Origin of the sequence: Exiguobacterium sp. PvP048, assembly GCF_040549175.1 — a bacterium.
Lineage (GTDB): Bacteria > Bacillota > Bacilli > Exiguobacteriales > Exiguobacteriaceae > Exiguobacterium_A > Exiguobacterium_A artemiae.
Genome location: NZ_JBEPSU010000004.1, coordinates 85,808 through 106,386, shown reverse-complemented (window position 1 = coordinate 106,386; position 20,579 = coordinate 85,808). Strand labels below are relative to the sequence as shown.

The window sequence follows — 20,579 nt, the reverse complement described above, 5'->3', positions numbered from 1 at the left end:
GAAGGAAGAGTGCATTTCAGATTAAGGGAGTAATAAGATTTTTAAGGTGCTCTGACGGCTTTCCAAGTAATCATGAGCCCGTTGTCCGTCCGAGAGGGAGAAGGTAGTCGGAGAAGCGATTTGCAGTTGACCGGATTCCAACCAACTGAACAATTCTCCGGCCCGACGGATACGTTCTTCACGAGTCGTCAGGACGTTCCATAAATCACCGCCGGTCAGTGTTTTCGAAGTATCCATCAGGAACCGTGGGTCGACAGAAACCGGATCACCGCCGGCCATGCCGTAAAAGACGACTGTTCCATGGATTTTCGTCACTTCGAAACTGTTCATCAACGTCGATCCGACCGATTCGTAGACGACATCGACGCCACGCTGATCCGTCAGTGTTAAAATCTGTTCGACCCAGTTATCCGAATATAAAAAGACATGTTCGGCACCGGCTTGTTTAGCGATATCCGCCTTTTCCATCGATGACGTTAAACCAATCGGAATGGCTCCGTGTAATCGGACAATCTGTGTCAACAATTGACCGACGCCACCGGCTGCTGCGTGGACCAATACCAAATCTTTCGGCCGGATGGTATAGCTGTCCCGTGTCAGGTAGTGCGCAGTCAAACCTTGTAATAGAACGGAAGCGGCTGTTTCGTACGAAACAAAATCCGGTAAAGGAATCACTTTATCGATGGGTGCGGCAACGAATTCGGCATTCGCGTTCGGGACGTCGGCAAAGGCGACACGTTGCCCGACTTGAAGATCAGTCACAGCAGCACCGATTTGTGTAATGATGCCTGAACCCTCGTAACCGAGCAGGTAAGGCGGCGTGCCTTCCAAATGATAATTGCCTTTCCGGCGGTAGATGTCGGCAAAGTTTAATCCGATAGCCTTCATTTCAATTAATACTTCATTCGACTGGATTTCAGGAGTCGGGTGTTCTTCGTAATGCAGTACACTTGAATCTCCGAAGGTACGAAATGTGAGAGCTCGCATAGTAAATACACGTCCTTTTTAGTAGTTGTCAAAGGTAGTATAATTCACTTAAGCAGAAAATCCTTTTCATATGCGTTAGAGTAAGGAAAAAGAAGGTGACACTATATGAAACAAATTCTGCTCGGTGGGATTCATTTTTATCAAAAAGTGATTTCACCGATGAAACCAGCGACCTGCCGATTTTATCCGACCTGCTCGCATTACGGAAAAGAAGCAATCGAGAAACACGGTGCCTTAAGGGGCGGTTATTTGACGACCCGTCGTTTGTTACGTTGCCAACCGTTCCATCCGGGCGGACTCGACTTTGTACCGGAGACATTTGACTGGAAAGCGCCGTTACAACGGGAAAACCCGGCAGAACATCAAAAGTAATTCAAAAAGAGTCTGAGCTCGTTAAACGAGTTCAGACTCTTTTTTTGAATGTTACAGATCACCGGTTAAAAATTGTGCTTTTCCTAAACCGAAACTCCAGTCAGCTGCATCATTCTCGACGATTGAGACCATCAGATCAGCAGGCGAGAGTCCACATACAGCTTCCAACCGTTCAGCCAGTAAACGATAGAGTGCCTGCTTTTTCTCCTCTGTCCGTGTTTTACTTGTCACGCTGATAACGACGACTTGATTGGAACGTGTCAACCCGAGTCGGGTATCCTCAATGATCATTTCGTTCGCTTTATGCGTATGAACGATTTGATAACGATCCCGTTCCGGTACGTCAAAAGCTTCCAGCATCGCCTCATGGGCAGTATCGAGTAAAAGTTTCAGTTCTTCATCCGAGCGCCCTTCAATGACATCAAAACGCAGTAATGGCATAGTCATCTTCCTTTCTATCTATATGTAGAAGTACGGGAAACCCCGTACTTCATATTTAAGCTTATCTTATTCAAAGAATGGTTTGTACTGACGGCGTTCGTGCATGACAGACAACCACTGCACAGTCGAGAATTCTTCAAGGACCCATTCTCCGTTGAAGCGGCCGAGACCTGAGTCTTTTTCGCCGCCGAACGGCATATGCGGCTCATCGTTGACGGATTGATCATTGATGTGAATCATGCCTGTTTCGACTTGAAGTGCAAATTCTGTTGCGCGTTCAATTGAAGAACCGTGAACAGCACCGCTTAATCCGTAAGGAAGTGAGTTGGCGAGTTCAAGTGCCTCTGCGTCGTCTTTAAATGGAATGATGACAGCGACTGGTCCGAAGATTTCGTTTTTAGCAAGCGGCATATCGTTTGTAACGCCTGTTACGACCGTAGGAGCGATGACGTTTCCGTCTGCTTCACCGCCGACAAGGACTGTTGCACCCGCTGCTTTAGTTTTTTCGATTTCTTCCATGATGCGGTCGACTTGCGATTGGTTGATCAACGGTCCGACTTGTGTGCGTCCGTTTGATGGATCACCAAATTGAAGTTCTTTGACACGCGCAACGTATTTTTCAACGAATTCATCATGAATGGATTGAGCAACCAAAATCCGGTTCGTCGACATACAAATTTGACCTTGGTGATAGAACTTGCTGTAAACCGCTGATTCGACGGCACGATCAAGATCAGCATCGTCCAGTACGACGAATACATTGTTTCCGCCGAGTTCAAGCGCTGTCTTTTTCAAGTGTTTTCCTGCAAGTTCACCGATGTGACGGCCGACTTCAGTAGAACCCGTGAATGAAATCAAACGTGGAACCGGATGCTCGACGATGGAGTCGCCGATTTCTGATCCGCGACCGACGATGACGTTTAAAACACCTTTTGGTAAGCCGGCTTTTTCAAAAAGACTGGCGAAAATCAAACCGCCTGAAACCGGTGTATCAGTTGCCGGTTTGACGACGACCGCGTTCCCGATAGCGATAGCTGTTGCGATTGAACGGACAGCAAGGTGGAACGGGAAGTTCCATGGGCTGATGACGCCGATGACACCAAGCGCTTTCCGGTAAATCCGGTTTTCTTTGCCCGGTACGACAGACGGACGAATTTCGCCGTGCATCCGTAATGGGAAAGTAGCAGCTTCTTTGACGATCAAGACAGAGGCAAGGAACTCGCCTTCAGCTTTAATGCGTGTACTGCCGGACTCCTTAATCAGCCAATTGACGATTGTTTCTTTTTCTTCGTACATGACTTTTAAAAATTCTTCAATCAATCCTTGGCGTTTCAGTGCCGGCACTTTTGCCCACTCTTTTTGGGCGACTTTGGCAGATTGGTAAGCATCATCCAAGTCATCGTTGTTAGCTGCTGAAATCTCAAACAGCGTTTCGCCCGTGAAAGGATTCGTATTTGTCATATTGCTGTCACTTGCGCCTTTGCGCCACTGACCGTTAATGAAAATTTTAGTGAAATCTGTGTTGAGTGTTGATTCAGTATGCTCTGACATAGCTTTTCATCTCCAATTCGTTTTGATAACACTTAAGTTATTCACGTTATGTGAAGAAGTAAAACACAAACCGACACTTTCACAAAGTGAATTGACTCGGCGGATTTTAATAAAGATGCCTGAGGACGTTTTACTAGATGAAGAAACAGGAATTAAAAATATATCGATATATTAGAGTGGAGTGGATGGAATGTGCAAAAGCTGAAATTGGTTTACCGGGAAACGAATTGGTGGTGGCCGCTCCTTTATGGGGTAGGCGGAGCAGTGTTGACGGCGGTTGTTCTGATGGTGGATTTGTATGCAAAAGAACTGTTTCCGAATGACTGGAAAACAACACTCGGTTTGGCTCAGATCATTCACAGTGCAGTCTTTACCGGATTATTAACGATGATGACATTTACGTTCTCGACGATTTTGGTCGTCCTGACAACCTATTCCTCACAATTTTCTCCCCGTACCTTACCGAACTTTATTGAAAATCGACAAGTTCAACATATTTTCGGGATTTTTATCGGAACCGTCACGTATTCGATTACGATGTTGTTCTTCATGCGACCGTCATTGAAAGATAGTGTCGTCGCTTCTGCCGTCGCCGTCATCGTTGTGTTAATCGCGGTCATTGCCTTTGTCGCATTCGTGCATATCGTCAGTCAATCGATTCGGGTCACGACGCTACTCGATCGTTTACATGAAGAAGGCTGTACGCTGATTGAAGAGCATGTGGAAGCGATAAACGGAGGTCAGTATCAATTGGTGCCGGAAAACCGGTCGACGTATTCATTCGGACTTACCGCTCTGCAAACCGGTTATTTACAGGCAATTGATTATGAATTACTGATGAAGTCAGGTGAACGCGTCGCGATTGAGGTGACGATCGGAAGTTACGTCACGCAAGGACAACGGATCGGCAGTGCCGAAAAAGAGAACGTGGAACAAGGAATTCTTGTCGGCCCAACGCGTTCGGCAGAACAAGATTTTGCGTTTGTGATTCAAAAGCTGTCTGAGGTGGCACTTCGGGCGATTTCACCCGGTATCAATGACCCGAATACAGCACGCCATGCGATGCGGCAAATCGGTGATTTATTCAGACGGTACACCATGCTTCCGGACGGTAATCTCCTGGTCAACGGGGAAGGGTCGGTGACAGTCAAGCGGCTCGCGTTTTCTGAACTGTTGTACTTGACGTTTTATCAACTGCGGCATTACGGCGAAGAGGATATTTCAGTCCTTTCGACGATGCTTGAGTCACTTGAAATCATGAAACGGAATGCTTTACCGGAACATAGAGCGAGCATTGACCGGTTCATTCCATTTGTCTGCTCGGAGGTCGACTGGTCGGCATTAAACGACTGGGACCGTCAACATTTGGAGCAGGCTCAAAAAAGGGCACTTTCATGAAACCAGTCGCAGCTTTTTAACGTAATCAAGAGAAGAAAGAACAGCAGAAAGTAGGAGATTGGCATGACTATCATATTATGGAGTTTGATTGCAGTCTGTTTTTTGGCTGCGTTCGCAGGACTTGTCTATCCTGTCATTCCAAGTGCACCGTTACTCATCATTGGATTTTTGATTTATGGATTTGGATTCGGTTTTACCGAGTTGACCGTCAGTTTCTGGGTCATTCAAGCTATCTTCGTTATCCTGTTATTTACGTTAGATTATTTGGTCAGCTCTTATACCGTTGATCGACGCGGCGGTTCACAGGCCGCAAAAATCGCGACGACCGTCGGTTTGATTGCCGGTCCCTTTATCCTGCCTGGGATTGGATTGTTGATTTTCCCGTTCGTCTTTGCGATTTTAACGGAAAAAATCATCAGTAAGAAAACATGGAAGGATTCTGTTTCAATCGGAATCGGTACTGTGTTGGGCATTCTGTCGAGTGCCTTATTAAAAGGGATCGCCATGCTGTTAATGATTGTCGTATTCATCCTGTATGTCGTGTAAGGGAAAAGAAAGATTATCTGCAAGTACACATTTTCCGAGAGTTCCGTTATAGTATGAATATGAAAAAGTAGAGAAGCTTGTTCATTAAAAACAAGCTTCTTTTTGGTGGAGAAGACCGATGAGAAGCTGATCGGCTTAATTTAAATGGAGGTGAATCCCCTTAGTTTGGGGAAACGATTGGACAGTACACACGCAGTGGAGACATTCGATACAACAACGATTATCATTCGGCTTTTGATTATTGCACTTTTAATTGTGCTGACCGCTTTTTTTGTCGCAGCAGAATTTTCAGTTGTCAAAATGAGAATGTCCCGAATCGATCAATTGATTACAGAAGGCAGTAAAACCGCGAAGACGGCGAAAAAATTATTAGACAACCTGGATTATTATTTATCTGCCTGTCAGCTCGGGATTACCGTGACGGCCCTTGGACTGGGTTGGTTAGGCGAATCGACGGTCGGTGCGATTCTCGCGATGGTATTCAAGGAGATTGCACTTCCGGAATCCGTCTCGACGGTCGTTTCCTTTACGTTAGCCTTTTCCGTCGTGACATTTTTACACGTCGTCCTCGGAGAACTGGCACCGAAATCACTGGCGATTCAAAAAACGGAAGCCATTACGATGTTGCTTGCCCCTCCGCTTTATTGGTTCGGGAAAGTAATGAAACCCGTCATTTGGCTGCTCAACGGCTCAGCACGGGTCTTCTTGCGCCTGTTTGGTGTCGAACCCGTTGGTCATGAAGACGCTCACTCGGAAGAAGAAATCAAAATCATCATGACACAAAGCTACAAAAGCGGTGAAATCAATCAAACTGAGTTGTCGTACATGCAAAACATCTTTTCGTTTGATGAACGGATCGCGAAAGATATCATGTTGCCGCGGACGGATCTGATTACGATCTCAAACGATGCATCGATGGAGGACATCATTGCCCTTGTTGAAGAATACCAGTTCACCCGGTATCCGGTTGCAGAAGAAGGCGACAAAGATAAAATCTTAGGATTTATCAATGCGAAACAATTGTTCACGGATCATATGGCGAACAAAGGGAAAGCACTGAGCTTTTATGTGCACAACCTGCCGATTGTATCGGAATATTCTCCGTTACAAGACGCGATGCTGAAGATGCAGGTCGAACGTACACCGATGGCGCTTGTCATCGATGAGTACGGTGGAACAGCCGGCGTCATCACGATGGAAGATATCCTGGAGGAAATCGTCGGTGAAATTCGCGATGAGTTTGATAAAGATGAAAAAGCGGACATCGAACAGATTCATGAGCGCTTGTACCGGATTTCAGGTCGTGTCTTGATTGACGACTTGAACGAACGGTTTAATCTCGGAATTGAAGAAGAAGACATTGATACAATTGGCGGCTGGGTCATGGCACAGGATACGGAAGTATCGAGCGGTCAGGAATTCCGTTATAAAAACCATACGGTCAAAGTCATGGAAGTCGACAATCATCAAGTTAAATCGATTTATCTACAGTTGCCGGAAAAAGAACCGGTGACGGAAGAAATCGTTTGAATGTAAGACGGAAGACTACACTTCGGTGTAGTCTTTTTTTGTGAAAAAGAACACCTTTCATTGTTTATTCTTGTCGAGACAGTGGTAATACAGTCTATGTGGCCGAAACAAGCTACTAAAATTAGCGGATAAAGGGGTTCTTATTCATGACGAAAACAATTCTTACTTCACGTGCAACTGCAGTAGGGGGACGCGATGGAAAGGTCGCCTCTGACGATAACGTAATTAATTTAGATCTTGTCATGCCAGGTACGAAAGGCAAAGAAGATATTCCTACTTCAAATCCAGAACAATTATTCGCAGCAGGATACGCTGCATGCTTTGACGGGGCATTCAACCTGATGGCTCGCCAAGATAAAAAACGTGTTGAGACACGTACGAATTCTGAAGTCAGCTTACTTGAAGACGAAGAAGCAGGCGGCGTCAAAATTGCTGCTAAACTTGTTGTCGAAGTAGTTGGCGTAACAGAAGAAGAAGCACAGGACTTGCTGGAAAAAACGCATCAGTTCTGCCCGTATTCAAAAGCAACACGTGGCAACATCGATGTGGATTTGTCAGTAAAAGTCGTGGATTCTTTAGACAACTAAAATTTTATCCTCGTTGAAGGAGGGGAAGCAGATGGCTCCAAAAGAAACGGAACGACCAAACGAACAGTTTGAAGACGAACGAAAACGTTTGACGGACAAGGAACGTGAGCTTTCACCCGAACAACAGGAAGAAGTATTAAAAGGAAAAGACGAGATGCCGGACGATCCGGTTTCACCGCGAGACCGGGGAATGGACAAGTAACAAAAACTTTAATTTGGGGGATGAGCAACAATGGGTAAAAAAGTAGCAGTCGTGCTTGCTGATCATTTTGAAGATGTCGAGTTTACAGGTCCTGTCGATGCGTTAAAAGAAGCGGGTCATGAAGTAACAGTCATCGGAACAGAAAAAGGTGCAGAACTCGTCGGGAAACAAGAAGAAGCAAAAGTAACAGTCGATGTAACGATTGATGAAACATCTTCTTCAGACTTTGACGCACTATTGATTCCAGGCGGTTTTTCTCCGGACTTACTCCGTGAAGACGATCGTTTCGTCACATTTACGGAAGAGTTTGATACATCTAAAAAGCCAATCTTCTCAATCTGTCACGGTCCACAATTGATGATTAACGCGAAAATCGTCAAGGGACGCAAAATGACAGGATATAAATCGATTCGAATCGATTTAGAGAATGCGGGAGTGTCGTATGAAGACAAGGAAGTAGTCGTCGATGACAACTTCGTGTCGAGCCGTCAACCGGATGATATTCCGGCATTTAATCGCGAAATGCTAGCTAAATTAGGATAACTGCTTAAAGTGAAAATGAGGCTGGGACATAACTCAGTTTTATAAATGAGAAGGCCCTCGAAACGTTTTTCGTTTCGAGGGCCTTCTTCTATGATGAAAAACCGATTTTAAGTAAACAAATAAGGACTGCCTCTGATAAAGTTAAAGTGACCAAACCATAACTATCGGAGGTGTCCTTATGTTTAAAAATTATACCATGAACCAGCTGGTTCTGCCTTTAGATTTAGAAATTCGTCTTCAAGAAAACGATATCGCATTCGCCGTTCATCATCTTGTCGAGTCCATTCCCGACGATGCCTTTGAACCTTTTACTCGAACGACAGGCTGCCCCGCCTATCATCCACGCATGATGATGAAGATCATTTTATGCGCCTATACGCAATCGGTCTTCTCTGGTCGGAAGATCGAAGGACTCCTTCAAGACAGCCTGCGTATGATGTGGCTCGCTCAAGGGAATGAACCGAGCTATCGTACTATCAATCGCTTTCGAGTGCACCCGGCAGTCACACCTATCCTTAAGCAGGCGTTCGTCACCTTCCGTTGCCATCTCGTCGAGATGGGAGAAATTAAGGAAGAAGCGATCTTCATTGATGGTACGAAACTAGAAGCGAATGCGAATCGATATACGTTCGTCTGGCGAAAATCCGTCGAGCGATATAGTGTGTCGCTCGTTGAAAAGTCTAATCTTCTCTATGAAGAACTCGTCGCACAAGAAATCTTACCGGAGATTGAACGAGAAAGTCCAGACGAACTGACCCTTCCTGAACTCGAGCACATCGGTGATGTTTTGGAGGAACGAATCGCTTCTATCAATCAAGAAATCGAGGCAAGTTCAGATACGCAGGAGAGAAAACGGCTTCGTTCCGAACGAAAGCAACCCCATCTTTTCCGAAAAAAGTTCGCTGAGTTCGTGGAAAGAAAAAGGAAGTATGCCGTCCAAAAGGAAACGTTCGATGGACGGAACAGCTATTCGAAAACGGATACGGATGCGACATTTATGCGGATGAAGGAAGATCATATGCAAAATGGACAACTCAAGCCGGGGTACAACGTGCAGATTGCGACCGAAGGTCAATATACCCTCGCTTATGATGTCTATCCCAATCCGACCGATGCCCGCACGTTAATCCCATTTTTAGATGAGGTTTCCTCGTATCTTACTTTACCGAAACATATCGTTGCGGACGCCGGCTATGGAAGCCAAGAAAATTATCAGGAGATTCTGATGCGCCGAGGGCGCATTCCGCTCGTTCCCTATACGATGTTTCAAAAAGAGAAGACGCGAAAATGGCGTGATGATCCTTTTAATCTCGTCAACTGGTCCTACGATGAAACGACCGATCACTTTGTATGCCCGAACGGGCAGAACGTGACGTTCCGTTACATGTCTAAGAGAACGGATCGATATGGTTTTACCCGCGATTTCAAGGTGTACGAAAGTGAGAGTTGTGATGACTGCCCGCTTCGATCCCTCTGTACCAAGGCAGAGAAGGGTCGTCATCGCCAAGTCCGAGTAAACGTTTCGTGGGAAGAGCAAAAGGAACAGGTAAAGGACCTGCTTTCAGATCAAAAAACCGGGAAAATCTACGCGAAACGTAAGATAGACGTAGAACCAGTTTTTGGGAATCTGAAGGCTAATTTGCGTTTCACTCGTTTTTCCGTAAGAGGAAAAGCAAAGGTGAAACGTGAGCTGGGCTTCATCCTTATGGCAGTAAATCTGAGAAAGTGGCTCACCCAAAGTATTGCCCGAGGGGCATTTTAACAAGAGGTGATGAAAAAAAATAAGGGATTGCCATCGTGACGATGGCAATCCCTTATTTTCTTTAAAAGCCAGCTAGTTATGTCCCAGCCTCATTTTTTAGTTTTCCGGATAATCACAAAGTTCCGTAATGACCCCATGCGAATGACGGGGGTCCATATAGATTAATCGTCGGCCGAGCGGAGTTTGACGGTAGGTGTCCTCTAAAAATGTAATTCCCCGTTGTTTTGCTTCCAAAATGGCTTGGTCCAAATCATCAACACGATAGGCAATATGATGAACGCCTTTTCCCCGTTGTTTTAAAAAGCGGGCAATCGGACTTTCCGGACTTGTAGGAGTCAACAATTCAATATGCGCATCTTCAAATTCAATGACAGCAATATTAGACGCAACCCCCGGTGTCGGATTGCTGTACTCACGAATTAACGTTCCTCCTAAAACGGTCGTATAAAACGTAATCGCTTCCTGCATATCCCGAACAGCGATGCCGGTATGATCTAAATACATAACAGTTCCTCCTTTACTTCGATAGTCATAGTGTGTCAAACTCTTTTCCAACACGCAATGAAGAAGATCCGGTTGGGGTGTCTGGATAGGAGCGAAAAGAGAACTTATCCAAAATGACATCTCACTGAAATATAATACAAGGAAAATGAATGCTATAATCAAAAACGTTCTTATAATTTTTAAAAAGTATTACTAAATTTAAATATCATCATTCGATTACTTATATAAACTACACAGAAAAAGAGGGAATACTACATGAAAAAAACGTTCGCGTCGCTCATCGTTTCGGCACTTATTCTTTCATCGACTCCTCACTTCGTAGCAGCAGATGACTTAAGTGAACAAAAAGCTAAAAACGAACAGAAGCAACAAGAAAATGCCAAAACACAAAAAAACTTAGAATCGTCCGTTAATCAAGAAGGACAAAAAATTTCCAAGACTCAGCAAGAAGTTAACCGCTTGGACGAAGCATTAAACGAAAAAATGTTTGCAGTTGAAACAAAAGACCGTCAGATCAAAGCAACTGAAGCAGAAATCGTTGAACTTGGAAAGCAGATCGAAAAGTACAAAGCGAAATTAAAACGCCAAGAAAAACTGCTTGGTGACCGTCTTCGTGTCATGCAAGAAAATGATGGGAACTCCATTAAATGGGAAGAAGTCATTTTTGGATCAAAAGATGTCGGGGATCTGGTCAGCCGCGTTTTAGCGGGGAAATCCATCTCACAACAAGATGATAAAATGATTACCGATTATCAAAACACACAAAAAAAATTAGCAGCTGCTCAACAAGAATTAAAAGATAAAAAAGCAAAACTTGTGACGGAGAAACAAGAGTTGAAACGTCAACAAGCGGAACTTGAGCAACAGCTCAAAGAACGTAACAAACGCTTAAAAGAACTCCGGAAACAGAAAAAGAAATTTGAAACTCAGTTGATGGATGCAAAAGAAGTACAACAAATTTTGATCGCGCAAGAGCAAGCAATTGCAGCTGAAAAAGCAGCTCGCGAACGTGAAGCACGAATCGAAAAAGAGCGTCAAGCGCAAGCGGCACGTGAAGCAAAAGCACGTGCAGAAGCACAGGCAGCACAAGCAGCAGCTGAACAACAGGCGGCAGAAGCAGCCGCTGCTAAAGCAGCAGCCAAAGCGGAACAAAAATCGTCAACACCTGCTACGTCGACGAAACAATCTACGCCATCTGTGACTGTGCCGAAAGCAGCACCGGCACCAACACCGGAACCGGCAGCACCAACACCTGCTCCATCATCTTCTTCTATGTTTATTCATCCGACAAGTGGATCAATCACACAAGGATATGGTTCAGCAAGCGGTTCGAACGGTTATTCTTTCCACAATGGAATTGATTTCGGAGCGCCGGTCGGTACGCCGATTGTTGCAGCAGCAACAGGAACGGTTATCACTGCATCAAGTGGTGGTCCGTACGGTAATCATGTCATGATCGCACACCAATTAAATGGAAAAACATATACAACGGTTTACGCGCATATGAGTTCATTAAATGCACATGCTGGACAACGTGTCAGTCAAGGACAACAAATCGGTGCCCTTGGCAGCACAGGGAATTCAACAGGCCCGCACTTACACTTTGAAATTCATGTAGGTGGTTACAGCTACAGTGCTTCAGGACCGGCGAATTCTGTAAATCCAATGTCGATGTTATAATTACGGAAAAAGCGATTGCTATGGCAATCGCTTTTTTTGTGTGTCTTGATCAAAATGAAAAATGTTATATTACAAAAAAACGCTTTCACTTGAAACATAAATGAAATTTTACTGAAACTATTACGATGCTATAATCAATCTCAGACATAAATACTTTGAATTAACTACTTTTCAAATAAGAAATCATACATAAGTGAGGAAATGAGACATGTTAAAAAAATTGTTGTCAACGGTATTGTTAGGAGTGTTGCTCGTATCAACTGCGCCGACTTCTGGTCATGCTGCAACGATTAAAGAAAAGAAATCTCAAAATGCGACAGAACAGCGTCGATTGGAAAAAGCCATTAAAAATCAAGAAGCCAAAATATCGGCGGAACAACGCGAAATCAATAAAATTGATGTAGCGATTAATGAAAATATTTTCCGGATTTCCGAAAAAAATAAGCAGATTAAACAACTAAACCTTCAGATTGAAGATCTGGAAGCGGAAATCGTCCGCTATGAAATCATGCTCACACGTCAAGAAGAGTTGCTCGGAGACCGGTTACGTGTACTTCAAGAAAACGACGGTAATTCGATCAAATGGGAAGAAGTCATTTTTGGTTCGAAAGACCTGGGGGATTTATTCAGCCGTGTCATGGCCGGTAAAAAAATCGCCGAACAAGATGATAAAATGATTTCTGCTTATTTGGAAACACAGGAAAAGCTGGCGGAAATGAAAAAGAACCTCATCACTAAAAAAGAAGAGCGTGTTCAAGAAAAAAAATCATTGCTCATTCAAAAGAAACAATTAAAACAACAGATGAAAGAACGGAGCGCAACCCTGAAAAAATTACGTAAAGGGAAGACGAAGTTTACGACAAAACTGTTGAGTGCCAAAGAATTACAGGCGACTTTAGAAGCTCAAGAAAGAGCGATTGCGGCAGCAAAAGCAGCAGCGAAAGCCGCCGCAGAAAAAGCGGCGGCCGAAAAGGCAGCAGCGGAAAAAGCAGCAAAAGCAGCAAAAGAAGCAGCAAAATCAAAGCATGAATCAAGTGAATCAACGGTTGTTCCGACTCCTGTCAGCAGTGGACCGACCGGATCGGCGAAGTTTGTTCGTCCGGCTTCGGGTGGTGTCTCACAAGGATTCGGACCGGCCAGTGGAGCGAACGGTTATACTTTCCATAACGGTGTCGATTTCAGCGGACCTGTCGGATCGCCAATTCGTGCGGCGGCTTCCGGAACAGTCATTACGGCCGGAAGCGGCGGACCTTACGGGAATCACGTCATGATTTCCCATTTCCTTGACGGTCAAGTGTATACAACGGTGTACGGTCATATGAATTCGTTATCGGTTTCAGCAGGTCAAACGGTCACTCAAGGTCAAACGCTTGGTACTCTTGGGAGTACGGGTAATTCGACAGGACCGCATTTGCACTTTGAACTGCATATTGGTGGATATCAATATAGCGCGTCAGGACCTGCTAACACGGTTAACCCACTTGGATACTTGTAAAAACGAGCTTCGGCTCGTTTTTTTGATGGTGCTGTGATACAGTGAAAAAGAATTTAAATTACGAGCAACTAGGGGAGCTGGAGGAGTCCGGCTGAGAGGAAAACCACTCTGTTTTCGACCCTGTCACCTGAACTGGATAATACCAGCGTAGGAAAGTTGAGATCGAAGACATGAGTACTTTAGCCGGTCAACCTGGTTATTCATGGCGTCGTCTGCTTTTTTACAGCGGACGGCGCTTTTTGTTGTCCGTTTTCTCCTTATTTGCTCACAGGAAAGTGAGGAATTGGAATGAAACACGTATTGACAATCGCCGGATCCGACTCCGGAGGCGGAGCGGGAATTCAGGCAGATTTAAAAACATTTTCAGCACTCGGCGTATATGGAATGAGTGTCATCACGGCGATCACGGCACAAAATACACTGGGTGTTCAAGCGGTTGAAGACGTCTCTCCCGAGCTTGTGGAAGCGCAGTTAACCTCGATTTTTTCAGATATCCGTGTCGATGCCGTCAAGATCGGAATGGTTTCTAATCAGGATACGATTCAAGTGATTGCCCGACAACTGGAAAAGTATTCTCTGCCGATTGTTCTTGACCCCGTCATGGTCGCAAAAGGCGGCCATGCTTTGTTACAACCGAATGCGGAACAGGCATTACTTGAACAGCTGTTACCACTTGCGACTCTTGTGACACCGAATATTCCTGAAATCGAGCGGATGATCGGCGGAACGGTCCACTCACTTGCGGATATGAAGCAAGCAGCGGTAAAGCTGACTGAACGTCGGGCAGGAGCTGTGTTGCTCAAGGGCGGGCATTTGGAAGGACAAGACGCCACTGATCTTTTATATACGGACGAACGATATGTCGTCTTTGAACAAGAACGGATAGCGTCCCGCCATACGCATGGGACAGGCTGTACGTTGTCCGCTGCCATCGCCGGCAATCTGGCTCTTGGTCATTCACTGGAAGACAGCATCCGTTATGCGAAACGTTATGTGACCGAAGCGATTCGTCACGGTTTTGCTCTTGGACACGGAATTGGACCGACACATCATTTTCATGAACTTTGGAGGGATACACATGTTACGACGCATCCATGATAAAAAACCGTTGATTCATCATTTAACGAATACTGTCACGATCAATGATTGTGCCAATATGACACTTGCGCTTGGGGGATCTCCTGTCATGGCAGAGGACCTGCTCGAAGTCGAAGAGATGGTTGGTCTTGCAGACGCCGTCGTGATTAATACAGGAACCATCAATCCGGACATGCGCAAAGCACAGCTTTTAGCAGGAAAAACAGCTAACCGACTGGGGAAACCGGTCATTTTGGATCCGGTGGGCGCGGGAGCCACGACATTAAGAACGGATTTTATGAAACAACTGATGGAGGAGATCACCTTTACGGTCATCAAAGGAAACGCTTCGGAAATCAAGACGTTGCTCGGACAGGCCGCTCGAACGAAAGGGGTCGATGTAGCGGAAGGGGAATCACTCGATCTTCAAAGTGTTCACGCCTTCGCTTCCCAGACGAAACAAGTCATCGTCGTCACCGGACCGGTTGATTTTGTGACGGATGGAGTCCGTCAACATCATCTGGATGTCGGGACAAAACGACTCGGTCAAGTGACAGGAACAGGATGTATGACCGCTTCCTTAATTGCGACGTTTCTGGGAGCAGGATACGGTCGTTTCGACGCAGCTGTATTTGGGACGTACGCCATGGGAAAAGCAGGGGAAACGGCCGGAAATCGTCCTGGTATCGGCAGTTTTCGGACCGGATTGTTTGATGCGGTCAGTCTGATGACAGAGGAAAGTTTGCCGGAGGTGCAGATGAATGGACAGTGAATACTTGATTTATGCAGTGACGGATAGACGTCTGCATCCGCATCTTCCCTTGGAGGATGCTGTCGAAGCAACGATTAAGGGCGGTGCAACGATTGTTCAATTACGGGAAAAAGAGATGTCGGGTAAGAATTTTCTCGAATCAGCCGTTGTACTGAAGGATCTGACTGCCAGTTATAATATTCCGTTGATTATCAATGACCGGATCGATATCGCTTTATTAGTCGAAGCGGGCCTGCATATCGGTCAAGATGATATTCCTTTAACGGAAGCACGTCGATTGTTACCGACGGCGACGATCGGTGTTTCCGTTTCAACGGTCGAACAGGCTGTGGCAGCAGAGCAGGACGGTGCAGATTATTTAGGAGTCGGGTCACTTTTTCCGACGGCGACGAAACAAGATGCGACATTCATGTCACGTGTGACATTAGAGCAAATCAGGAAAGCCGTTCGCATCCCGTTAGTAGGCATCGGTGGAATTAGCGAAACAAATGTATCGTTACTTGATTCTCTCGTAGATGGATATGCCGTGGTGTCCGCTTTGTTTGCCAATCCGGAAATTGAACGAACGACGAAAAAGTTTAAACAGACCGTCGAACAAGTGCGTCAGAGCGTTTCAGACAGGGTATAATCCTTCTAGAGGTGATGGTCGTGAAATGGCAGTCTGTTCGATTTCGAGGACGATGGATTCGATATAAAATCGAACCGCAAATCATTCGAGTCGAAAATCGCGGGAAATATCATTTAGGGGCAGCTCTATTTCCTTTCCCGAATCGTTATTCCTATCAACTGGCGGTCTTATTAAAGAATAAATACCAGCAACAGTATAAACGTTCCTTACTCATTCAAACGAGTTCCATCGCAACGGAAATCTGGGGACACACACATCTGGACATTTTTTACCGGATGCTGCTGCCGCTTCCGTTACCCCGTTTTTTACGGAAACGTTACCAGGAGCGTTTGAAAAGTACAGGTGTGATTGATATCGGTGTACGTGCCGTCGATTCCAATCGTATCGTATGGGATATCGGAAATTTTTTGGGCGGTTGGTTCTTTTATGCCGTCTCAAGACGAAACCGTGACAAATGAACAGGTCTGCTTTCCGCTTTGGATGAACGGGAAGCAGACCTGTTTTGTTTTTCGATATTCAGTTACCGGATTTAAAGGAGTCAGTCGTTGGAGTCTTGGAGTGATTTCCTTGCAATTCATTTGAAACGATGGTGGAATTAAAGGGAAAGAGGTGATGACTGTGGATGCACCACGTTGTGAAACGATTGCGATTGATCAGGTACGTGCGCAAGAGATTGAGCAAGTCGTCGATACGATTCCGACGACAGATATCGGAAAGTTATTCAAAGTCCTGTCAGATGCCACGCGTCTGCGGATTGCTTACGCCTTAACGGTAGAAGAGGAACTTTGCGTCTGTGATGTCTCGGCTTCGGTAGATTGCTCGATTGCAACAGCTTCTCACCATCTCCGCACCTTGCTGAAACAAGGTTTGGTGAAATATAGAAAAGAAGGTAAGGTCGTCTACTACTCGTTGGACGATCACCATGTCTCATCGCTCGTCCATCTGGCCATGGAGCATGTAAACGAGGGGAAAGCGTCCTCATAAGTCTGCTCCATCACAAAAACAAACACGCATCGTTCTTACGGACGGTACGTGTTTGTTTTGTTTTCGAGAATTGGTTTGGACCGGTGAAATAAAATAATGGTCGTTGCGATTAACAAAAAAGCTAAAATGGATAAGCTGAAGCACATCCGTTTATATTCTGCCGTCATTTCAGTAGTCAATTCCAGTTTTTGCTCCAGATCACGATATAATTTGTCTTTGATCTGCGACAGATCTTCAAGAATTGTTTGAGTCGTTTGAGTCGTTTGAGTCGTTTGTTTCGCCAACTTTTTCGCACGTTGCGGATGATCTGTTTCGTAGACGGTAAACACCTCTTGAATCTCTTCTTCCCACGTATTGTTGCGTGACAATAAATCTTTTACTGCCCCGGGGGTCTGATTGGAGGAATTCAGTAATCGCCGTAAATCATGAACTTTAGAGGTGGAAAAATAGTATTGTTCGATGTAACGATCATCTTCGTATAATAGCAGTCCCCGAACAGCATTCGCCCGGTCGCGATTATGCTCTATCAGTTGGTCCACTTGTTTAATCATTGGAATGTCCTGTGTATGCATCTCTGCCGTCAGCTTCGAAATCGTACGATACCCGCTGAGAGCGTAGAGGAGGGGGATCGAGGCAAACAGGCTGACGACTAGAATAAGGATGATGCGGTGACGCCATAATTGATTCATACAATCCGTCCTTTTTTTTACAAAACGTAATGTCATTAGCTTAACCACTATTTCCCAAAAAGTGAAGGATTCTTCAGAAAAATGTGGAACATTTTCTTTGGATTTGCGTATTATACACAAAAAAACCGCTACAACGAGTGTAGCGGCGACAGAATTAAGGCTATTAAAAAGAATAGGAATGCTCTTTATAGTTACCGAAGACCGTGTGAATTTCAGAAAATGTAACAAAGGCATTTGATTCGACGGAGGAAACAATTTCCTGAAGCTTAAGAATTTCATTGTTCTGAACAACGACATAGACCATCTTTTTCGTTCGTTTCGAATATCCGCCGCGGGCATCGAGAATCGTTACACCGCGCCCAAGTTCTTTTGTAATGACATCATTGATTTCATCGGCTTTTTCACAAATGATGATACATTGTTTAGAAGCAGAGTAAAAACTGTATACTGTCTGAAGTGCTTTTGCTCGAACGAAACTCATGATTAAAGCATACATGACATGTTTTAAATCAAACACGAACCAGACAAGTACATAGATGACTAAATCCTGCATTAAAAAAATACGCGGAAGCGGCCAATTGTGGAAGCGGGTATAAAAGAACTTTCCAAGAATATCAAGACCGCCAGTCGAGGCGCCGCCAAAGAAGATTAAAGCCATTGCCAAACCGGAGACAAGTCCGGCAAAAATGGAAGCGACCAGTGGATCATTTAAAGATTCCGGAACGATTTGAGTCGGAATCCAGTCAATCAGGAATGATGAAGCCAAGACGATGAGACCGGATAAAAACATAAAACGTTTTCTCAAAAAACGAAATCCTAGTAAAAAAAGTGGAATATTCAAGACCAGTTGTGTCAAGCCGATTGGCGTGTGGAATAATTCCTGAACAATAAGTGTGATTCCCATGATTCCGCCGGATCCGATATCATTCGGCGATAAGAGAAGACTGATGTACAACGAGTACAGCAACGTCCCGATCAAGAGGAAACCGATTTTCTCTGTACGTTTTTTCTTTGCGGGCTGTTTAGTTTTCATGTTGATTGATGAGTAATCTCATGCTCCTCCTCCATAAAGTATCTGCCTGCAAGAGTACGCTGATATGAGGATTAATTCAACCCCTGTTTTGAAAAAAGAACAATCAAACCATTTGTTTTTCAGAAAGGAGACCATTTTTTTGAAAAAAATCATACTGGTCATTCTCTGCATTGGACTCGGATTATCGGCAGGATCATGGTTTGTTCTGAATTTACAGCAGCCACCGGAAGAAGAGCGTTTTAAGGATGGTCAGGTGATTGCGCGTCATGTCGGGATATCGGTTTCCAATACGGCTGCGATTGAAGAGCTAGTTAAGCAGTTGCCATTTTCCGAAGCGTTGACTGCTGTATCGATAGAGGGGACGTCCGTGAAGATGACATACGAACCGGCCGGAAAAGAACAGGCGGACTGGACAGGCAGTAATGAAAAGACAATCCGGTCTGCTGGCACTTCTTTTCTCGAGAGCCGATTATCCAAGCTGATCATGCATCATACATTAGCACTTTTTTTAAGTGTCTCTGATTTATCTGAACTTCAAATCCGTTACACCGACACAGTTTCTGACGTCACGTTTGAGACGGACCGACAACGGATTGAAGACTATACACCGCGGGATATTGAACGGGCTACTTCTTCCGCAACCAGATTTAACCGCGTCGTTGTCGAAGACTATGTACTGGTCGAATCCAGACGGTCGGTATTCTTTAAAAAATTTGAGGATGCGTTGCAAATCCTTCCTTCAAACTAGTTGTATTCACCAAGAAAAGGCACTTTTCACAAACTTGACACAATGGTATCGTTTACATCCTGCTCTTTTAATAAAACGTTAAATAGTGTCTATTCATGACTTGAACATCTTATAAGATGGAAGTATGATAATAAATGAACAGACATTGTGAAGTTTTGAACAAAAGAAAGCGGGGTTTCTACAATGAATGAAGTAGAAGCATTAGAAGGGTTAAGAAAAAAAGCTGTCAAATCGACACAAATGCTACGGATGCGTCCGCTGGAATATTTGGTTCGAGCGATGTTAGCTGGAGTATTCATTGGTTTTGCCATCATATTTACACTCAAAGCAATCAACGGTTTATATTTAAATGAATCACCGGTTACGACGCTTGTCGGTGGATTGACATTCGGTGTCGCACTCGTCTTGATCGTCTACGGCGGAGCAGAATTGTTTACCGGAAACACCATGTACTTCACGACGTCGACCATGCGTGGTTTTACTTCGAAAATGGATACATTGAAAGTATGGACACTATGTTTTATCGGAAACGGTCTTGGTGGACTTGCCTTCGCCTTACTCTTTTCACAGACAGGAATTATCCAGGAGCTCGGAATGGAGAACTGGTTGTTTGCTGTTTCCGAAACGAAAATTCATCATACGACATGGGAGATCTTCACACGAGCCATCTTCTGTAACTGGATGGTCTGTCTAGCGATTTTCATTCCGAAAAATATGAAAAACGAACTGGCACAAATCATGATGATGATGATTTTAGTTGCTGTGTTCTTTGCCTCCGGTTTTGATCACGTCATTGCCAACATGGCCTTGTTCTCACTGGCTTTAGTCGTTCCGCATCCGGAAGCGATTTCCTTTGCCGGTGCGATCCATAACCTGGTTCCGGCATTGCTTGGAAACATCATCGGCGGAGCATTGTTCATGGGGATGGTTTACACATGGCTTAATAAATCAAAGCTGGAAGTAGAACAGTCAAACGAACAGGCAGAGACAATCAACATCGCTTCCAAACAAAAAGCTTAAAAATCGTTAAGGACGTCGTTATAAAAACAA

General features: G+C 44.7%; 22 protein-coding genes, 1 pseudogene and 1 riboswitch. Of the genes and pseudogenes, 17 read left to right on the top strand and 6 right to left on the bottom strand.

The window, feature by feature from the left end:
* Positions 1–21: 21 nt before the first annotated feature.
* Positions 22–987 carry a quinone oxidoreductase family protein gene (locus tag ABIC15_RS09935; protein WP_354020592.1) on the bottom strand — a complete coding sequence of 322 codons (966 nt, stop codon included), beginning with the start codon at positions 985–987 and terminating at the stop codon, positions 22–24.
* A 105-nt stretch (positions 988–1,092) separates the two neighbouring features.
* Here ABIC15_RS09935 and yidD point away from each other — a divergent pair, with 105 nt between their 5' ends.
* Positions 1,093–1,359 (top strand): membrane protein insertion efficiency factor YidD, encoded by a 267-nt coding sequence (gene yidD / locus ABIC15_RS09930; RefSeq protein WP_214767295.1) that lies wholly within the window; start codon positions 1,093–1,095, stop codon positions 1,357–1,359.
* A 51-nt stretch (positions 1,360–1,410) separates the two neighbouring features.
* Here the strand turns inward: yidD and ABIC15_RS09925 are convergent, their stop codons facing one another.
* A complete protein-coding gene (locus tag ABIC15_RS09925) occupies positions 1,411–1,800 on the bottom strand; it encodes a tautomerase family protein (protein WP_354020591.1) in 390 nt (129 codons plus the stop codon).
* A gap of 66 nt (positions 1,801–1,866) precedes the next feature.
* A complete protein-coding gene (locus tag ABIC15_RS09920) occupies positions 1,867–3,351 on the bottom strand; it encodes an aldehyde dehydrogenase family protein (protein ID WP_354020590.1) in 1,485 nt (494 codons plus the stop codon).
* 192 nt (positions 3,352–3,543) lie between these two features.
* Here ABIC15_RS09920 and ABIC15_RS09915 point away from each other — a divergent pair, with 192 nt between their 5' ends.
* The 7 genes and pseudogenes from ABIC15_RS09915 to ABIC15_RS09885 form a co-directional block, all read left to right on the top strand.
* Entirely contained in the window at positions 3,544–4,749 is a 1,206-nt protein-coding gene (locus ABIC15_RS09915; protein ID WP_354020589.1) for a DUF2254 domain-containing protein, read from the top strand.
* A 63-nt stretch (positions 4,750–4,812) separates the two neighbouring features.
* On the top strand, positions 4,813–5,295 hold the full coding sequence (locus ABIC15_RS09910) for a DUF456 domain-containing protein (RefSeq protein ID WP_214767302.1): 483 nt from the start codon (positions 4,813–4,815) through the stop codon (positions 5,293–5,295).
* 165 nt (positions 5,296–5,460) lie between these two features.
* On the top strand, positions 5,461–6,825 hold the full coding sequence (locus ABIC15_RS09905) for a hemolysin family protein (protein WP_081432735.1): 1,365 nt from the start codon (positions 5,461–5,463) through the stop codon (positions 6,823–6,825).
* 146 nt (positions 6,826–6,971) lie between these two features.
* Positions 6,972–7,412, top strand: coding sequence for an Ohr family peroxiredoxin (locus ABIC15_RS09900; protein ID WP_012369439.1), 441 nt, complete (start codon positions 6,972–6,974; stop codon positions 7,410–7,412).
* A 31-nt stretch (positions 7,413–7,443) separates the two neighbouring features.
* A complete protein-coding gene (locus ABIC15_RS09895; protein ID WP_012369440.1) occupies positions 7,444–7,614 on the top strand; it encodes a hypothetical protein in 171 nt (56 codons plus the stop codon).
* 30 nt (positions 7,615–7,644) lie between these two features.
* On the top strand, positions 7,645–8,157 hold the full coding sequence (locus ABIC15_RS09890; RefSeq protein WP_012369441.1) for a type 1 glutamine amidotransferase domain-containing protein: 513 nt from the start codon (positions 7,645–7,647) through the stop codon (positions 8,155–8,157).
* Between the two features lie 178 nt (positions 8,158–8,335).
* Positions 8,336–9,886, top strand: a pseudogene (locus tag ABIC15_RS09885) (IS1182 family transposase); the annotation flags it as partial.
* Between the two features lie 129 nt (positions 9,887–10,015).
* On the opposite strand, the gene ABIC15_RS09880 reads toward ABIC15_RS09885, so the two are convergent.
* Entirely contained in the window at positions 10,016–10,423 is a 408-nt protein-coding gene (locus ABIC15_RS09880; protein ID WP_012369442.1) for a VOC family protein, read from the bottom strand.
* A 255-nt stretch (positions 10,424–10,678) separates the two neighbouring features.
* Here ABIC15_RS09880 and ABIC15_RS09875 point away from each other — a divergent pair, with 255 nt between their 5' ends.
* The 7 genes from ABIC15_RS09875 (at position 10,679) to ABIC15_RS09845 (ending at position 17,059) form a co-directional block, all read left to right on the top strand.
* Entirely contained in the window at positions 10,679–12,103 is a 1,425-nt protein-coding gene (locus ABIC15_RS09875) for a murein hydrolase activator EnvC family protein (protein ID WP_354020587.1), read from the top strand.
* 208 nt (positions 12,104–12,311) lie between these two features.
* Positions 12,312–13,598, top strand: a complete 1,287-nt coding sequence (locus ABIC15_RS09870) for a murein hydrolase activator EnvC family protein (protein ID WP_354020586.1) — start codon at positions 12,312–12,314, stop codon at positions 13,596–13,598.
* Between the two features lie 60 nt (positions 13,599–13,658).
* Positions 13,659–13,769, top strand: a riboswitch (TPP riboswitch).
* Between the two features lie 117 nt (positions 13,770–13,886).
* On the top strand, positions 13,887–14,696 hold the full coding sequence (thiD, locus tag ABIC15_RS09865) for a bifunctional hydroxymethylpyrimidine kinase/phosphomethylpyrimidine kinase (RefSeq protein ID WP_012369445.1): 810 nt from the start codon (positions 13,887–13,889) through the stop codon (positions 14,694–14,696).
* Complete coding sequence (gene thiM, locus ABIC15_RS09860; protein WP_012369446.1) at positions 14,677–15,447, top strand: hydroxyethylthiazole kinase; 771 nt, start codon at positions 14,677–14,679, stop codon at positions 15,445–15,447. The genes thiD and thiM overlap by 20 nt, the downstream gene beginning before the upstream one ends.
* Positions 15,437–16,075 carry a thiamine phosphate synthase gene (gene thiE / locus ABIC15_RS09855; RefSeq protein ID WP_012369447.1) on the top strand — a complete coding sequence of 213 codons (639 nt, stop codon included), beginning with the start codon at positions 15,437–15,439 and terminating at the stop codon, positions 16,073–16,075. Before thiM ends, thiE begins: the two co-directional genes overlap by 11 nt.
* A 14-nt stretch (positions 16,076–16,089) precedes the next feature.
* Complete coding sequence (locus ABIC15_RS09850; RefSeq protein WP_251136039.1) at positions 16,090–16,533, top strand: hypothetical protein; 444 nt, start codon at positions 16,090–16,092, stop codon at positions 16,531–16,533.
* Between the two features lie 160 nt (positions 16,534–16,693).
* Complete coding sequence (locus tag ABIC15_RS09845) at positions 16,694–17,059, top strand: ArsR/SmtB family transcription factor (protein WP_214767312.1); 366 nt, start codon at positions 16,694–16,696, stop codon at positions 17,057–17,059.
* A gap of 35 nt (positions 17,060–17,094) precedes the next feature.
* Here the strand turns inward: ABIC15_RS09845 and ABIC15_RS09840 are convergent, their stop codons facing one another.
* Positions 17,095–17,748: a CHASE3 domain-containing protein gene (locus tag ABIC15_RS09840; RefSeq protein ID WP_354020585.1), complete on the bottom strand. Its 654-nt coding sequence runs from the start codon at positions 17,746–17,748 to the stop codon at positions 17,095–17,097.
* A 163-nt stretch (positions 17,749–17,911) separates the two neighbouring features.
* Positions 17,912–18,781: a YitT family protein gene (locus tag ABIC15_RS09835; RefSeq protein ID WP_012369451.1), complete on the bottom strand. Its 870-nt coding sequence runs from the start codon at positions 18,779–18,781 to the stop codon at positions 17,912–17,914.
* A 139-nt stretch (positions 18,782–18,920) separates the two neighbouring features.
* On the opposite strand from ABIC15_RS09835, the gene ABIC15_RS09830 reads away from it, so the two are divergent.
* Together ABIC15_RS09830 and ABIC15_RS09825 are read left to right on the top strand one after the other, a co-directional pair.
* Positions 18,921–19,529: a hypothetical protein gene (locus ABIC15_RS09830; protein WP_012369452.1), complete on the top strand. Its 609-nt coding sequence runs from the start codon at positions 18,921–18,923 to the stop codon at positions 19,527–19,529.
* A gap of 183 nt (positions 19,530–19,712) precedes the next feature.
* Positions 19,713–20,549: a formate/nitrite transporter family protein gene (locus ABIC15_RS09825; protein ID WP_354020584.1), complete on the top strand. Its 837-nt coding sequence runs from the start codon at positions 19,713–19,715 to the stop codon at positions 20,547–20,549.
* Positions 20,550–20,579 lie beyond the last annotated feature (30 nt).

Bases quoted from the DNA above. Each gene is read 5' to 3' on its own strand.
- ABIC15_RS09935 (WP_354020592.1), bottom strand. From the start codon at position 987: ATGCGAGCTCTCACATTTCGTACCTTCGGAGATTCAAGTGTACTGCAT.
- yidD (WP_214767295.1), top strand. From the start codon at position 1,093: ATGAAACAAATTCTGCTCGGTGGGATTCATTTTTATCAAAAAGTGATT.
- ABIC15_RS09925 (WP_354020591.1), bottom strand. From the start codon at position 1,800: ATGCCATTACTGCGTTTTGATGTCATTGAAGGGCGCTCGGATGAAGAA.
- ABIC15_RS09920 (WP_354020590.1), bottom strand. From the start codon at position 3,351: ATGTCAGAGCATACTGAATCAACACTCAACACAGATTTCACTAAAATT.
- ABIC15_RS09910 (WP_214767302.1), top strand. From the start codon at position 4,813: ATGACTATCATATTATGGAGTTTGATTGCAGTCTGTTTTTTGGCTGCG.
- ABIC15_RS09900 (WP_012369439.1), top strand. From the start codon at position 6,972: ATGACGAAAACAATTCTTACTTCACGTGCAACTGCAGTAGGGGGACGC.
- ABIC15_RS09895 (WP_012369440.1), top strand. From the start codon at position 7,444: ATGGCTCCAAAAGAAACGGAACGACCAAACGAACAGTTTGAAGACGAA.
- ABIC15_RS09890 (WP_012369441.1), top strand. From the start codon at position 7,645: ATGGGTAAAAAAGTAGCAGTCGTGCTTGCTGATCATTTTGAAGATGTC.
- ABIC15_RS09880 (WP_012369442.1), bottom strand. From the start codon at position 10,423: ATGTATTTAGATCATACCGGCATCGCTGTTCGGGATATGCAGGAAGCG.
- ABIC15_RS09875 (WP_354020587.1), top strand. From the start codon at position 10,679: ATGAAAAAAACGTTCGCGTCGCTCATCGTTTCGGCACTTATTCTTTCA.
- ABIC15_RS09870 (WP_354020586.1), top strand. From the start codon at position 12,312: ATGTTAAAAAAATTGTTGTCAACGGTATTGTTAGGAGTGTTGCTCGTA.
- thiD (WP_012369445.1), top strand. From the start codon at position 13,887: ATGAAACACGTATTGACAATCGCCGGATCCGACTCCGGAGGCGGAGCG.
- thiM (WP_012369446.1), top strand. From the start codon at position 14,677: ATGTTACGACGCATCCATGATAAAAAACCGTTGATTCATCATTTAACG.
- thiE (WP_012369447.1), top strand. From the start codon at position 15,437: ATGGACAGTGAATACTTGATTTATGCAGTGACGGATAGACGTCTGCAT.
- ABIC15_RS09850 (WP_251136039.1), top strand. From the start codon at position 16,090: ATGGTCGTGAAATGGCAGTCTGTTCGATTTCGAGGACGATGGATTCGA.
- ABIC15_RS09840 (WP_354020585.1), bottom strand. From the start codon at position 17,748: ATGAATCAATTATGGCGTCACCGCATCATCCTTATTCTAGTCGTCAGC.
- ABIC15_RS09835 (WP_012369451.1), bottom strand. From the start codon at position 18,781: ATGAAAACTAAACAGCCCGCAAAGAAAAAACGTACAGAGAAAATCGGT.
- ABIC15_RS09825 (WP_354020584.1), top strand. From the start codon at position 19,713: ATGAATGAAGTAGAAGCATTAGAAGGGTTAAGAAAAAAAGCTGTCAAA.